This is a genomic window from Orrella sp. JC864 (genome assembly GCF_037026685.1).
Taxonomy (GTDB): domain Bacteria; phylum Pseudomonadota; class Gammaproteobacteria; order Burkholderiales; family Burkholderiaceae_B; genus Orrella.
Genome location: NZ_JBANET010000002.1, coordinates 148,767 through 163,199 on the forward strand (window position 1 = coordinate 148,767; position 14,433 = coordinate 163,199).

The window sequence follows — 14,433 nt, forward strand, 5'->3', positions numbered from 1 at the left end:
CGTGCTTGTTTTGCGCTCATTATATTATTCGTTATAACAAACAACAATAGAAACCGTGTTCAAATCGCAGGCACGGAAAGCGCCGCCTTGCGGCACAGGAGAAAAAGCGACGTGGATGCCTGCCGGCTAAAGCCGATCGATCGGCAGACCCTCTGGGACCGCGCCTATGCGGAACTGCGCAACGCCTTGCTGGCGGGGCGCTTTGCGCCCGGCGAGCGCATCGTGCTGCGCGAGATCGCGGGCGAGCTGGGCATCAGCCTGACGCCGGTACGCGACGCGGTGAACCACCTGATCGCCGAGCGCGTGCTCGAGCGCGGCACCGGGGGGCAGGGCGGCGGGGCCACGGTGCCGTTCCTGGATGCGGAACAGTTCCGCCAGCTGACCATCATGCGCGCCGACATCGAGGCGCGCGCCGCGCTGGAGGCGGCCGCCCACGCCGGCGACGCCGACCTGGCGCGCCTGCAGGACTGCCTGGCCGCGATGCGGCGCTCCATCGACAACGAGCGCCAGCGCTATCTCGACCTGCACCGGCAGTTCCATTTCGGCATCTATGCGCTGGCCGACATGCCGGTGGTGCACGACGTGATCGAGAACCTGTGGCTGCGCTGCGGACCGGTGCTGACGGCCGTGCTGCCCGAATACGTGCCCTACATCAAGCGCGCCGACCACCACGAGGCGGCGCTGCGGGCGCTGGCGCGCCGCGACGGCCAGGCGGTGGCCGACGCCATCCGGCGCGACATCACCGAGGCCGGCGCCTACATCCACCGATTGCTCAAGGAGCCGGCCGCGGCCGGCGGCTAGGTCTTGCCGGCCGCCTGGCGCGCGGCCTTGCGCCCGCGCAGCAATTCGTCCAGGACCACCAGGATGGCGCCGCAGACGATGCCGATGTCGGCGACGTTGAAGGCCGGGTAATACCAGTCGCGCCAGTAGAACAGCAGGAAATCGATCACGTGCCCGTGCTGGGTGCGGTCGATGACGTTGCCCAGGGCGCCGCCCAGGATCATGGACAGCGCCAGCGAAAAGCGCCTCTGGCCGCGATGCCGGTGCAGCAGCCAGACGATGAAGACCGCCGCGCCCAGCCCCAGCGCGGTGAAGGCCCAGCGCTGCCAGCCGCCGGCGCCGGCCAGGAAGCTGAAGGCCGCGCCGCGGTTATACAGCAGCGTGAAATCGAAGATGGGCAGCACGTTGACGCGTTGGCCGTATCCCAGGGCCGTATCGAAATAGGCCTTGGTCAGCTGGTCCAGCACGATGATGGCGCTGGCCAGCAGCAGCCAGGGCCAGACCGGCGCGCGCCGGGCGGGCGCCTGCGGCGTCATGCCGCGCTGCGCGGCTCGCCCGCGCCGAACAGGTTGCTGACGCAGCGTCCGCATATCTGCGGGTGGTCCGGATCCTGGCCCACATCGGCGCGCCAATGCCAGCAGCGCTCGCACTTGGCGTGGCCCGAGGGATGGATCTCGATGCGCAGGCCTTCCTCGGCCGGGTGCACGGTGGCGCGCGAGACGATCAGCACGAAGCGCAGGTCATCGCCCAGCGATTGCAGGTCGGCCAGCGCCTGGCCGCCCGCGTACAGGTCCACTTCGGCCTGCAGCGAGGCGCCGATGCCGCCCTGGGTACGCACGTCCTCGAGCTGGCGGGTCACCTCGGCGCGCAGCGCGCGCAGGCGCGCCCACTTTTCCAGCAGGTCGCCGTGGCCGGCCTGGCCTTGCGCGCGCGCGGCCGCGTCCAGCACCGCCCAGCCGCTGCCGGGCAGGCCGCCCGGGCGGTCGTGCACCTGGTGGTAGAGCTCGGTGAAAATGGTGGTGCTGCCCGGCTGCACCAGCGCCCAGGCCTCCTCGGCGGTAAACGAGAGGATGGGCGCGATCAGCTTGAGCAGCGTCTGCGTGATGTGCCAGAGGGCCGTCTGCGCCGAACGGCGCGCGCGGCTGTCCTCGCCCGTGGTGTACAGGCGGTCCTTGAGCACGTCCAGGTAGAAGGCGCCCAGGTCTTCCGAACAGAACACCTGCAGCTTGGCCACCACGGGGTGGAACTCGTAGGCCTCGAAATGCGCCAGCGTCTCGTCCTGGAATTGCTGCACGCGAGCCAGCGCCCAGCGGTCGATCTCGAACAGCTCGCTCAGCGGCACCGCGTTGCGCGCGATGTCGAAGTCGCTGGTGTTGGCCAGCAGGAAGCGCAGGGTGTTGCGGATGCGCCGATAGGCGTCCACCACGCGCGCCAGGATCTTGTCGTCGCCGGCGATGTCGCCCGAATAGTCGCTGGCGGCCACCCACAGGCGGATGATTTCGGCGCCCAGCTTCTCGCTGGTCTTTTGCGGATCGACGCCGTTGCCCAGCGACTTGCTCATCTTGCGGCCCTGGCTGTCCACCGTGAAGCCGTGGGTCAGCAGCTGCCTGTAGGGCGCGCGGCCATGCATGGCGCAGGCCGTCAGCAGCGAGGAATGGAACCAGCCGCGGTGCTGGTCGTGGCCTTCCAGGTAAAGGTCGGCCTCGGGGCCGCACAGGTGGTGGCCCTGGTCGCGCGGGCCGCCGCCGGCGGCCTGGTCGTCGCTGTGCGAGCCGCGCAGCACGTGAAAGTGCGTGGTGCCCGAATCGAACCACACGTCCAGGATGTCGTTGCTCTTGGTGTAGTGCTGCGCATCCTCGGCCCCGATCAGCTCCTCGGCGCTGGCGCGGCTCCAGGCCTCGATGCCGCCTTGCTCGACCATCTCGGCCGCCTTGTCCATGATCTCCATGGTGCGCGGATGCAGTTCGCCCGTGGCGTTGTGCAGGAAGAAGGGCAGCGGCACGCCCCAGGAGCGCTGGCGCGAGATGCACCAGTCGGGCCGGCCGGCGATCATGTCGTGCAGGCGCTGCTTGCCGTTGCGCGGATAGAACTGGGTCTGCTCGATGGCTTGCAGCGCCATCTGGCGCAGCGTCCTGGGCGCCTTGTCCTGGGTGAAGACGCCTTCGCCCTCGTCCATGCGCACGAACCACTGCGCCGCGGCGCGGTAGATCACCGGCGTCTTGTGGCGCCAGCAGTGCGGATAGCTGTGGCGGATGGTCTCGGTGGCCAGCAGGCGGCCGGCCTGGCGCAAGGTCTCGATGATGTGCGGGGCGGCCTTCCAGATGAACTGCCCGCCGAACAGCGGCAGCGTGTCGGCGTAGACGCCGTTGCCTTGCACCGGGTTCAGGATGTCATCGTGCGTAAAGCCGTTGGCCAGGCAGCTGTTGAAGTCGTCCACGCCGTAGGCCGGCGCCGAATGCACGATGCCGGTGCCTTCGTCGGCGGTGGCGTAGTCGGCCAGCAAGACCGGGCTGGTGCGCCGGTAGCCCGGATCGACGTCGTGCAGCGGATGCTTGAAGGCGATGCGGTCCAGCGCGGCGCCAGGCGCGGTGGCCAGCACCTGGCCGGCCAGCGCGTAGCGCGCCAGCGCCTTCTCGACCAGGTCCTGCGCCAGCAGCAGCAGGCCGCGCTCGGTCTGCACCAGCGCGTATTGCAGTTCGGGATTGAGGTTCAGCGCCTGGTTGGCCGGAATGGTCCAGGCGGTGGTGGTCCAGATCACGGCATAGGCCGGGGCCGGCAGCTCGGCCAGGCCGAAGGCGGCGGCCAGCCTGGCCGGCTCGGCGCATTCGAAGGCCACGTCCAGCGTCTGCGAGGTCTTGTCGGCGTATTCGATCTCGAACTCGGCCAGCGAACTGCGGCAGTCGAAGCACCAGTAGACGGGCTTCAGGCCGCGATAGACGAAGCCGCGCTGCATGATGCGCTTGAGCGCGCGGATCTCGTCGGCCTCGTTGCCGGGGTTCATGGTCAGGTAGGGGCGCTCCCAGTCGGCCAGCACGCCCAGGCGCTTGAAGTCCTTTTTCTGCAGGGCGATCTGCTCGGTGGCGTAGGCGCGGCTCCTGGCCTGCACCTCGTCGCGGCTCAGGTTGCGGCCGTACTGCTTTTCGATCTGGTTCTCGATGGGCAGGCCGTGGCAGTCCCAGCCGGGCACATAGACGGCGTCCATGCCCTTGAGCTGGCGCGCCTTGACGATGATGTCCTTGAGGATCTTGTTGACCGCGTGGCCCATGTGGATCTGGCCGTTGGCATAGGGCGGCCCGTCGTGCAGCACGAAGCGCGGCCGGCCGGCGCTGGCCTGGCGGATCGCCTGGTAAATGCGCTTTTCTTCCCATTGCGCCACCCAGCCGGGTTCGCGTTTGGCCAGGTCCGCGCGCATCGGGAACGCGGTGTCGGGAAGATTGAGGGTGGTCTTATAGTCCATGAACGGCAAAATAGGCACGCGCATTGCGCGCATCGGCATCGATGGCGGCAACCAGGGCGGGGAGGTCGGGGAATTTTTCTTCTTCCCGCAGCAGCTGCAGGAATTCGATGCGCACGAGTTTACCGTAAGCATCGACGCGGGTATCGAGCAGGTGGGCCTCCAGCAGCACGCGCCCGCCGTCCTCGACGGTGGGCCGCACGCCCAGGCTGGCCACGGCGGGCAGGGGGCCGGCCGCGAGGCCATGCACGCGCACCACGTAGATGCCCGAGCGCGCCGCGCAGCGCGGCGGCACGCGCAGGTTCAGGGTGGGAAAGCCCAGCTGCCGGCCCAGTTTCTGCCCATGCAGCACGTGGCCGCTGATGGCATAGGGCCGGCCCAGCAGCAGGCGGGCGCGTTGCATGTCGCCCACGGCCAGCGCCGTGCGCACTTCCGAGCTGGAGATCCGGTGGCCGTCGCTGTCGGTCACGTCGGCCAGCGTGGCCACTTCGAAGCCGTGGCGCCGGCCGGCCGCCTGCAGCATCGCCAGGTCGCCCTGGCGATGGTTGCCGAAGCGAAAATCGGCGCCCACCAGCAGCCAGCGCGTGTGCAGGCCCTGCACCAGCAGCCGTTCGATGAAATCGGCCGCGCTCATCTCGGCCAGCCGCGCATCGAAGGCCTGCAGCAGCACCTGGCGGATGCCGCTGTGCGCCAGGCCCCAGAGCTTGTCGCGCAGGGTGGAGATGCGCGTGGGCGCCAGCTCGGGCCGCTGGGCCTTCAGGGCGAAGAATTCGCGCGGGTGCGGCTCGAAGGTCATGACCGCGGGCGTCAGGCCGCGGTCGGCGGCCGCGGCGCGCACCCGCTCGAGTATGGCCTGGTGGCCGCGGTGCACGCCGTCGAAATTGCCGATCGTCAGCGCGCAGGCGTTTTGCGGGCCGGGCGCGGGAAGGGAGCGATGAATGCGCAGCAGGGAGTTCACGGGCGACAGTTTACAATTTGCGGTTGCCCGCCATTGGAACAACCATCTTGTCAGAATCGTCATCATCCCGCCGGATCGTCATCCTGATCTCCGGCCGGGGCAGCAATATGCAGGCCCTGGTGCAGGCCTGCCGGCGCGAGCAGTGGCCGGCCCGCATCGTGGCGGTCATCGCCAACCGGCCGCAGGCCGAGGGACTGGCGTGGGCGACCGCCCAGGGCATCGCCACCGCCGTGGTGCCGCATCGCGACCATCCCAGCCGCGAGGCCTTCGACGCCGCGCTGGCCAGGGAGATAGACCGCCACCAGGCCGACCTGGTGGTGCTGGCCGGCTTCATGCGCGTGCTCACCCCCGGTTTCGTCAGCCGCTACGCCGGCCGCCTGGTCAACATCCATCCCTCGCTGCTGCCGGCCTTCCCCGGGCTGCATACGCATGCCCAGGCGCTGGCCACCGGCGCGCAGGCGCACGGCTGCACCGTGCATTTCGTCACGCCCGTGCTCGATCACGGGCCCATCATCGCGCAGGGCGTCGTGCCGGTCCGGCAGGGCGACACCCCCGAAGGGCTGGCCGAGCGGGTCCTGCAGGTGGAGCATCGCGTCTATCCGATGGCGGTGCGCTGGCTGGCCGAGGGCCGGGTCAGCCTGGCCGACGACCGGCGCGTGCAGGTGCGGGGCGTGGCCGAGCGGCTCGTCGTCTGGCAAGGAGAAACGGCATGAACGAGCGTCGCAAACCGCAGCCGCCGGGCAAGCGGCCCACGGGCGGTCCGTCCGGCGCGCGCGCCCCGGGCGCGCCCTCGCCGTCCGCCCGCGCGGGCGCGCGTGCGGTGCCGGCGCGCCCGCGCCTGGAGCCGGCGGCCTGGCGCATCGAACAGGTCGAGTCCGCCCTGGCGTCCATTCTTACCTGGGAGTATCCCGCCGACGCCAGCCTGTCGCATTGGCTGCGCAGCCATCCCAAGCTGGGCGCGCGCGACCGCGCCGAGGTTTCCGAAGCGGTCTACGACGTGCTGCGGCACTTGCGCCGCTATCGGCAGTACGCCGAGACCGGCGGCGGACGCAGCACGCGCCGGCTGGCCATCCTGGGCCTGGCGGGCACGCGCGGCCAGGCCGTGCTCGAACCCGTGCTGGCGCCCGAGGAGCGGCAATGGCTCGAACGCGTGCTGGCCATCGATACCGCCACGCTGCCGCGCGCGGTCCGCGCCAGCCTGCCCGACTGGCTGGACGAGCGCCTGGGCCGGCTGCCCGGCCCCGAGCCGCTGCTGCAGGCGCTGAACCAGTCCGCCGACCTGGACCTGCGCGTCAATCCCATGAAGGCCGACCGCGACGAGATGCTGGCGGCCCTGCGCAAGGGGCTGGCGCCGCAGCACGATCCCCGGCCCACGCCGTATTCGCCCTGGGGCATCCGCGTCTCGGGGCGTCCCACCCTGAGCCGCTGGCCGCAGTTCGAGCACGGCCTGATCGAGGTCCAGGACGAAGGCAGCCAGCTGCTGGCGGCCCTGGTCGCGCCCAAGCGCGGCGAGATGGTCATCGACTTTTGCGCCGGGGCGGGCGGCAAGACCCTGCTGCTGGGCGCGCTGATGCGTTCGAGCGGGCGGCTTTATGCCTTCGACGTCTCGGCCGCGCGGCTGGCCCGCGCCAAGCCGCGCCTGGCGCGCAGCGGGCTGTCCAACGTGGTGCCGGTGGCCATCGACAGCGAGAACGACGTGCGCGTCAAGCGCCTGGCCGGCAAGGCCCAGCGCGTGCTGGTCGATGCGCCGTGCAGCGGCGTGGGCACGCTGCGCCGCAATCCCGACCTGAAATGGCGCCAGAGCGTGCAGTCCGTCTACGAGCTGTGCGCGCTGCAGCGCCGCATCCTGGACAGCGCGGCGCGCTGCGTGGCCCCGGGCGGGCGCCTGGTCTACGCCACCTGCAGCCTGCTGGCCGAGGAGAACGAGGAGCAGGTGCAGGCCTTCCTGGCGCGCAACAAGGCCTTCCGGCTGCTGGACGCGCGCGAGATCCTGGCCGCGCGCTGCGAGACGCCGGCCATCGAAGGGCCCTATCTGCAGCTGCGCCCCGACGTGCACGGCACCGACGGCTTTTTTGCCGCCGTATTCGAGCGCCTCAAGGATGCCGGCGTGCAGGATCCCCCGGCCCGGGCGGACGAGACGGGCGCGGCCCAGGCGTTGGCGCCGGCGCCTGCAGCGCACGCCGCACCTGCAGGGCCGCGCGCCCCGGCGTCTGATAGCGCACTTCCCACGCCGCCTGTCCCAGCGGCCCCGGACGCAGCGCCTGGAACCACACCTCGGTAACTGGCGCCGGCATGGCCGGGCAGCCTGGCGCCCGGACGCTGGCGCGGCCCCGGGCGGTCCAGAGCCGGCCGTGCTCGGGGGGTTGCCGCAGCAGCACCACCGGCGCCATGAGCGCCTGGCAGGTCCCGGGCTGGATCTCGGCATAGCGCGCCAGCATCCGGGGCTGGCCCGGCGCCTCGGCAGGCTGGGCCGCGCCGGCCGGTGCCAGGATCAACGCCAGCGCCGCGCCGGTCCATCGGCCCCAAGGTCTTTTTGCCCGGGGCTTAAGGGCCCAGGAAGGCCGGACCGCGCCGCTCCAGTGGTGCAAAAAGAACAGCCCCGCGCCCGGCCCCCGGGGGGCGGGGGGACGCAAGGGTATTTCCCGCTGTGATTGTCGCCGTTTTGTAGGAAAATAACTGTTCATCGGTACAGGCCTGGCTCCAGGCTGCAAAAGCGACCGGCCTTTGACGCTTCGCAAAAACTTTTCTGCGCAGCCGCTGTCCCAGCAATACCGGCGGGCTACACTGCCCACCACTTTAGTGAGACTACATGACTTCCATGGACACCGTGATTTCCCACCTGCTTGGTTTCGTCGCCGGCGGTCTTCTGCAGGCCAGCTGGTGGCAGGTCGTGCTCGTCACGCTGGTGCTGACCCACATCACCATCGTCTCGGTCACGATCTTCCTGCACCGCAGCCAGGCACACCGGGGGTTGGATCTGCATCCTGCGGTCTCTCACTTCTTCCGTTTCTGGCTGTGGCTCACCACCGGCATGGTCACCAAGGAGTGGGTGGCCATCCACCGCAAGCATCACGCCAAGTGCGAACGCGACGGCGACCCGCACTCGCCCATGATCTTCGGCATCAACCGCGTCCTGTTCCGCGGCGCCGAACTCTACCGCCAGGAAGCCAAGAACGAGGAAACCATGGCCAAGTTCGGCCACGGCACGCCCGACGACTGGCTCGAGCGCAATGTCTATTCCCGCCACAGCGCCAAGGGCATCCTCATCATGCTGGCCATCGACCTGGCCCTGTTCGGCGCGCTGGGCCTGACCGTCTGGGCCGTCCAGATGGCCTGGATCCCCTTCTGGGCCGCCGGCGTGGTCAACGGCGTGGGTCATTATTTCGGCTACCGCAACTTCGCCAGCCCCGACACCAGCACCAACCTGGTGCCCTGGGGCGTCATCATCGGCGGCGAAGAGCTGCACAACAACCACCACGCGCACGGCACCTCGGCCAAGTTCTCCAGCAAGTGGTACGAGTTCGACATCGGCTGGATGTACATCTCCATCCTGCGCGTGCTGGGCCTGGCCAAGGTCAAGAAGGTCGCGCCCAAGCTCAAGCTCGAGGACAAGCCCGCCGTCGACCTGCAGACCCTGCAGGGCGTGATCACGCACCGCTATGAAGTCATGGCGCGCTATGCCGACCTCATGAAAAAGGCCTGCCGCCAGGAGCTGGCGCGCCTCAAGCCCATGCGCCGCGCCAAGAGCGAATCCAGCCAGTGCTCGTGGTGGAGCCTCAAGCGCGTGCGCGGCTGGCTGCCCCTGACCGACGACACCCTGCAGCCCGAGCAGCTGGCCCAGATCGAGCAGGCCGTCCAAAAGAGCCAAAGCCATTCGCTGGCCACGCTGGTGCAGATGCGCCGCGAACTGGGCCGCCTGTGGGAAAGCTCCAGCGCCAGCAGCGAGCAGTTGCTGCACGAACTGCAAGCCTGGTGCCAGCGGGCCCAGCAAAGCGGCATCGACGGCCTTGAGCAGTTCGCCAACCGGCTGCGCCGCTACGCGGCATGATCGACAAGCTCAACCCTGAGCAACGCGCCGCCGTAACGCTGGAACCGCAACACGCCCTGGTGCTCGCCGGGGCGGGCAGTGGCAAGACCCGGGTGCTTACCACCCGCATGGCCTGGCTGATCCAAACCGGCCAGGCCAGTCCATTCGGACTGCTCGCCGTTACCTTCACCAACAAGGCGGCGCGCGAGATGCTCGCGCGCATTTCGGCCCTGCTGCCGATCGAGACGCGCGGCTTGTGGATAGGCACCTTCCACGGGCTATGCAACCGCCTGCTGCGCGCGCACCACCGCGATGCCGGCCTGCCCCAGACCTTCCAGATCCTGGACACCGCCGACCAGCTGGCGGCGATCAAGCGCCTGATCAAGGGCGCCAACATCGACGACGAAAAGTATCCGCCGCGCGACGTGCAGCGCTTCGTCAACAACGCCAAGGAAAACGGCGAGCGTCCTGGCGCCATGCAGGCCTACGACAGCCACCAGCGGCGCATGATCGAGATCTACGAGCTCTACGAGGCCCAGTGCCAGCGCGAGGGCGTGGTCGATTTTCCCGAGCTGCTGCTGCGCGCCTACGAGCTGCTGTCGCGCAACGCGCCCATCCGCGAGCATTACCAGCGCCGCTTCCGGCACATCCTGGTCGACGAGTTCCAGGACACCAACGTGCTGCAGTACAAGTGGCTCACCCTGCTGGCCGGCGGGGGGGCGCACCTGTTCGCCGTCGGCGACGACGACCAGTCCATCTATGCGTTTCGCGGCGCCAACGTGGGCAATATGGCCGACTTCGAGCGCGACTATGCCCGCGGCACGGTCATCCGCCTCGAACAGAACTACCGCTCCTACGGCCACATCCTCGATGCGGCCAATGCCCTGATCAGCCATAACAGCGGCCGCCTGGGCAAGAATCTCTGGACCAGCCAGGGCGAGGGCGAGCCGGTGCGGGTCATCGAGCAGCCCACCGACGGCATGGAAGCCCAGTGGGTCGTCGACGAGATACGCGCATTGATCGCCGAGGGCCGCCAGCGCAGCGAGATCGCGGTGCTCTATCGCAGCAATGCGCAATCGCGCGTGATCGAGCACGTGCTGTTCTCCAGCGGCATTCCCTACAAGGTCTATGGGGGCCTGCGCTTTTTCGAGCGCCAGGAGATCAAGCACGCGCTGGCCTATCTGCGGCTGATCGCCAACCCCGACGACGACACCTCGCTGCTGCGCGTGGTCAATTTTCCCGCGCGCGGCATCGGCGCGCGCACGCTCGAGACGCTGGCCGACCAGGCCCGGGCGCACGACACCAGCCTGTTCGGGGCCATCGCGCGCGTGCCGGGCAAGGGCGGCGCCAACCTGGCGCAATTCGCCGCGCTGATCGCGCGCCTGGCCGAGGAAACCCGCAGCCTGCCGCTGCCCGATGCGGTCGAGCACGTGATCGAGCACAGCGGCCTGCTGGCCCATTACCGGGGCGAGCGCGAGGGCGCCGAACGCATCGAGAACCTGGGCGAACTGGTCACGGCCGCGGCGGTGTTCGCGGGCGAGGAAAACCTGGAAGGGCTGCCCTCGGGCGAGCCCGTCGCCCTGGCCGACGCGCCGGGCGTCGATGCGCCGGGCATCGAGGGCCTGCCCGGGCCGCAAGGCATGTCGCCGTTGTCGGCTTTCCTGGCCCATGCCTCGCTCGAAGCGGGCGATAACCAGGCCCAGGCCGGCCAGGATGCCGTGCAGCTGATGACCGTGCACGCGGCCAAGGGGCTGGAGTTCGACGCCGTTTTCATCACCGGGCTGGAAGAGGGCCTGTTCCCGCACGAGAACAGCATCCTGGAGCAGTCCGGGCTGGAAGAAGAGCGCCGCCTGATGTATGTGGCGATCACCCGCGCGCGCGAACGGCTTTACATCACCCTGGCGCAAAGCCGGATGCTGCACGGCCAGACGCGCTATGCCATGCGTTCGCGCTTTCTTCAGGAAATCCCCGAGCAGCACCTGAAATGGCTCTCGCCCAAGGTGGCGGCCCGCCACGATGCGTATGGGGACGCCTACATCCAGCTGGGCGGCCAGCGCCACGGCGCCGATGCCTTCGGCCGTGCGCCCACCCACCGCATCGCGCCGCGCGCGCCGCGCGGCGTCACCAGCGGCGTGACGGTGGGCGACAAGCAGTTCCGCATCGGGCAGGGGGTGCGCCACGCGCGTTTTGGCGAAGGCACCATCATCGGCCTGTCGGGCAGCGGCCAGGACGCCCAGGCGCAGATCCAGTTCCGCGATGCCGGCGCCAAGACCCTGGCCTTGGGCATCGCCAAGCTCGACATCGTGCAGGGCTGACAGGGTTTGCCAAGAAGGGGCTTGCTCCTTGCGCGCCGCGGCGCGGGGGCGGCCCGCTGCCCGGGCCTTGCTTCGGGCCCTACTTCATCGATTCGAGCTCTTCCTGCAGCAGCAGCCACTGCTCTTCCTGCTCGCCCAGGCGCTTGCCCAGTTCGCCGTGCTCGGCCAGCACCTTGACCCGTTCGTCGCGGCGCGCGTCGGTGTACAGCTGCGGATCGGCCACCAGCGCGTCCAGCTCGGCCAGCCGGCTGCGGCAGCGCTCCATCTCGTCCTCGACCTGGGCCAGCTTCCTTTCCACCGGCTTGCGCAGGGCCGACAGGCGCTGGCGCTCTTCGGCCTGCTGGCGCTTCTGGGCCTTGCGGTCCACGCTCGGGGCCTGCTCGGCGCCCGGCTGGGCCGCGTTCCTTTCCCGGCGGTCGGCCGCCAGCCGCTGGGCCAGCCAGTCGCGGTAGTCTTCCAGGTCGCCGTCGAATTCGCGCACGGTGCCGTCGGCCACGATCCAGAACGAATCGACCGTGGTGCGCAGCAGATGGCGGTCGTGCGAGACCATCAGCATGCTGCCGCCGAATTCGGCCAGCGCGGCGGCCAGCGCCTCGCGCGTCTCCACGTCCAGGTGGTTGCTCGGCTCGTCCAGCAGCAGCAGGTTGGGCTTTTGCCAGACGATCAGCGCAAGGGCCAGCCGGGCTTTCTCGCCCCCGGACATCGGGCCCACCGGATCGAGCACCGTATTGCCCGAGAAACCGAAGCCGCCCAGGTAGTTGCGCAGCTCCTGCTCGCGGGCCTGCGGCGCGATCCGCATCAGGTGCGCCAGGGGCGTGGCCTCCAGGTCCAGCACGTCCAGCTGCTGCTGCGCGAAATAGCCGATCTGCAGGCCCTTGGAGGCCTGCACCGTGCCGCCTTGCGGCGCCATTTCGCCGGCCAGCACCTTGACCAGCGTGCTTTTGCCCGCGCCGTTGGCCCCCAGGATGCCGATGCGGCTGCCGCCGCGCACCATCAGGTCCACGCCGTCCAGGATGCGCACCTGGCCGCCGTCGGCAAGGCGGTAGCCCGCCTGCATCTTGTCCAGCACCAGCAGCGGGTCGGGCATGCTCTCGGGCGAGGGAATGCGGATGTCGATGCCGGCCTCGGCGTGCAGGGGCGCCAGCGTTTGCATGCGCGCCAGGGCCTTGACCCGGCTTTGCGCCTGCTTGGCCTTGGAAGCCTTGGCCTTGAAGCGGTCGATGAAGCCTTGCAGCCGCGCCGTCTCGCGCGCCTGGCGTTCCCAGGCGATGCGTCCCTGGCGCAGGCGTTCGGCGCGCTGCACGACAAAATCCTGGTAGCCGCCGCGATAGCGCACCAGCTTGCCCTGGTCGAAATGCAGGATGGTGCGGGCCACCGCGTCCAGGAACTCGGTATCGTGGGAGATCAGCAGCACGGTGCCGGGATAGGCGGCCAGCCAGCGTTCCAGCCACAGCATGGCGTCCAGGTCCAGGTGGTTGGTCGGTTCGTCCAGCAGCAGCAGTTCGGAAGGCGCCATCAGGGCGCGGGCCAGGGCGATGCGCACGCGCCAGCCGCCGGAAAAGCTGGAGACCGGCTGCATCCACTGCTCAGGCTTGAAACCCAGGCCGGCCAGCAGCTGTTCGGCCCGCGAGGCCGCGCTCCAGGCGCCGGCCTCGTCCAGCGAAGCTTCCAGCTCGGCGATGCGCGTGCCCTCGTGCTCGCCCACGGCGGCGCGCGCGGCCTGCAGCTCGCGCAGGCGGGTGTCGCCGTCGATCACGAATTCGCGCGCCGGGCGCCCGGTGGCGGCGAACTCCTGCAGCACGCTGGCGATGCGCCAGCCGGGCGGGAACTCCAGCGTGCCGGCGTCCTGGTCCATTTCGCCCTTGAGCAAGGCGAACAGCGTGGACTTGCCCGCGCCGTTCTTGCCGACCACGCCCACGCGTTCGCCGGGATGCACGACGAATTCGGCGCCATCGAGCAGCACCTTGGTGCCGCGGCGCAGGGTCAGTCCGAAGGCGCGGATCACGAGGCCAGCTGCTCGCGCGTCAGGAGCAGGATGGGCTCGCCTTGCGCCTGGGTTTCGAGCCAGACCGGCTCGAGCGCGGGAAAGGCCCGGGAGAAGTGCTCGTGCTCGTGGCCGATCTCCAGCACCAGCACGCCGTCCTCGCTCAGGTAGCGGGGCGCCGCGCGCAGGATCTCGCGCACCAGGTCCATGCCGTCGGCGCCGCCGGCCAGCGCCATCGCCGGCTCATGGCGATATTCGCGCGGCAGCGCCTGCATCGAGGCCTGGTTGACGTAAGGCGGGTTGCACACGATCACCTGGTAGGGGCGCTCGGGCAGGGGCTGGAACAGATTGCCCTGGTGCAGCCGCAGCCGATCCTGCAGGCCGTATTCCTGCACGTTGCGCCGCGCCACTGCCAGGGCATCGGCCGACAGGTCCACCGCATCGACCTGCGCCTGCGGGAAGGCCAGCGCGGCCAGGATGGCCAGGCAGCCCGAGCCGGTGCACATGTCCAGCACCGCCTGCACGGCCATCGGATCGGCGACCCAGGGCGAGAGCCCCGTCTCGAGCAGTTCGGCGATGGGCGAGCGCGGCACGATGACGCGCGCGTCCACATAGAAGCGGTGGCCGCGCAGCCAGGCTTCCTGGGTCAGGTAGGCGGCCGGCACGCGTTCGGCGACGCGCCGCTCGATCAGGCCCAGCACGCGCTCGCGCTCGGTGGGCAGCACGCGCGCATCCAGGAAGGGATCCAGCGTATCGGGCGGCAGGTGCAGCGCGTGCAGCGTCAGGTACACCGCCTCGTCCCAGGCGTTGTCGCTGCCGTGGCCGAAATGCAGCCGGGCTTGGTTAAAGCGGGACACGGCATAGCGCAGCAGGTCGCGCACGGTCAGCAGGTCGGTCTGGGCGGAGGCGTGCATG

At 69.6% G+C, this 14,433-nt stretch carries 10 protein-coding genes; 5 read left to right on the plus strand and 5 right to left on the minus strand.

The genetic code is table 11. The features are described 5' to 3' along the window. The first annotated feature begins 111 nt into the window (after positions 1-111). Positions 112-801 carry a GntR family transcriptional regulator gene (locus tag V8Z80_RS02450; protein ID WP_336060881.1) on the plus strand — a complete coding sequence of 230 codons (690 nt, stop codon included), beginning with the start codon at positions 112-114 and terminating at the stop codon, positions 799-801. On the opposite strand, the gene lspA is transcribed toward V8Z80_RS02450, so the two are convergent. From lspA to V8Z80_RS02465, 3 genes are read right to left on the minus strand one after another with little or no spacing between them, the layout of a single operon-like run. Beyond that, on the minus strand, positions 798-1,316 hold the full coding sequence (gene lspA, locus V8Z80_RS02455) for a signal peptidase II (protein WP_336060882.1): 519 nt from the start codon (positions 1,314-1,316) through the stop codon (positions 798-800). The two genes, V8Z80_RS02450 and lspA, sit on opposite strands and share 4 nt — an antisense overlap. After that, positions 1,313-4,237, minus strand: a complete 2,925-nt coding sequence (gene ileS, locus V8Z80_RS02460) for an isoleucine--tRNA ligase (protein WP_336060883.1) — start codon at positions 4,235-4,237, stop codon at positions 1,313-1,315. The genes lspA and ileS overlap by 4 nt, the downstream gene beginning before the upstream one ends. After that, positions 4,227-5,192 carry a bifunctional riboflavin kinase/FAD synthetase gene (locus tag V8Z80_RS02465; RefSeq protein ID WP_336060884.1) on the minus strand — a complete coding sequence of 322 codons (966 nt, stop codon included), beginning with the start codon at positions 5,190-5,192 and terminating at the stop codon, positions 4,227-4,229. Before V8Z80_RS02465 ends, ileS begins: the two co-directional genes overlap by 11 nt. 107 nt (positions 5,193-5,299) lie before the next feature. Between V8Z80_RS02465 and purN the strand changes: the two genes are divergently transcribed. The 4 genes from purN to V8Z80_RS02485 all read left to right on the plus strand — a co-directional run bounded on the left by purN (position 5,300) and on the right by V8Z80_RS02485 (position 11,534). Beyond that, positions 5,300-5,905, plus strand: a complete 606-nt coding sequence (purN, locus tag V8Z80_RS02470) for a phosphoribosylglycinamide formyltransferase (RefSeq protein WP_336060999.1) — start codon at positions 5,300-5,302, stop codon at positions 5,903-5,905. Next, the gene (locus V8Z80_RS02475; protein WP_336060885.1) at positions 5,902-7,473 is read left to right on the plus strand and encodes an RsmB/NOP family class I SAM-dependent RNA methyltransferase; all 1,572 of its coding nucleotides are present in this window, start codon (positions 5,902-5,904) and stop codon (positions 7,471-7,473) included. Before purN ends, V8Z80_RS02475 begins: the two co-directional genes overlap by 4 nt. Before the next feature lie 537 nt (positions 7,474-8,010). Next, on the plus strand, positions 8,011-9,240 hold the full coding sequence (locus tag V8Z80_RS02480) for a DesA family fatty acid desaturase (RefSeq protein WP_336061000.1): 1,230 nt from the start codon (positions 8,011-8,013) through the stop codon (positions 9,238-9,240). Further along, positions 9,237-11,534: a UvrD-helicase domain-containing protein gene (locus V8Z80_RS02485; protein WP_155196132.1), complete on the plus strand. Its 2,298-nt coding sequence runs from the start codon at positions 9,237-9,239 to the stop codon at positions 11,532-11,534. The genes V8Z80_RS02480 and V8Z80_RS02485 overlap by 4 nt, the downstream gene beginning before the upstream one ends. Before the next feature lie 79 nt (positions 11,535-11,613). Here the strand turns inward: V8Z80_RS02485 and V8Z80_RS02490 are convergent, their stop codons facing one another. Further along, positions 11,614-13,539 carry an ATP-binding cassette domain-containing protein gene (locus tag V8Z80_RS02490; protein WP_336060887.1) on the minus strand — a complete coding sequence of 642 codons (1,926 nt, stop codon included), beginning with the start codon at positions 13,537-13,539 and terminating at the stop codon, positions 11,614-11,616. After that, positions 13,536-14,432: a 50S ribosomal protein L3 N(5)-glutamine methyltransferase gene (gene prmB / locus V8Z80_RS02495; RefSeq protein WP_336060888.1), complete on the minus strand. Its 897-nt coding sequence runs from the start codon at positions 14,430-14,432 to the stop codon at positions 13,536-13,538. The genes V8Z80_RS02490 and prmB overlap by 4 nt, the downstream gene beginning before the upstream one ends. Between the last annotated feature and the right edge of the window lies 1 nt (position 14,433).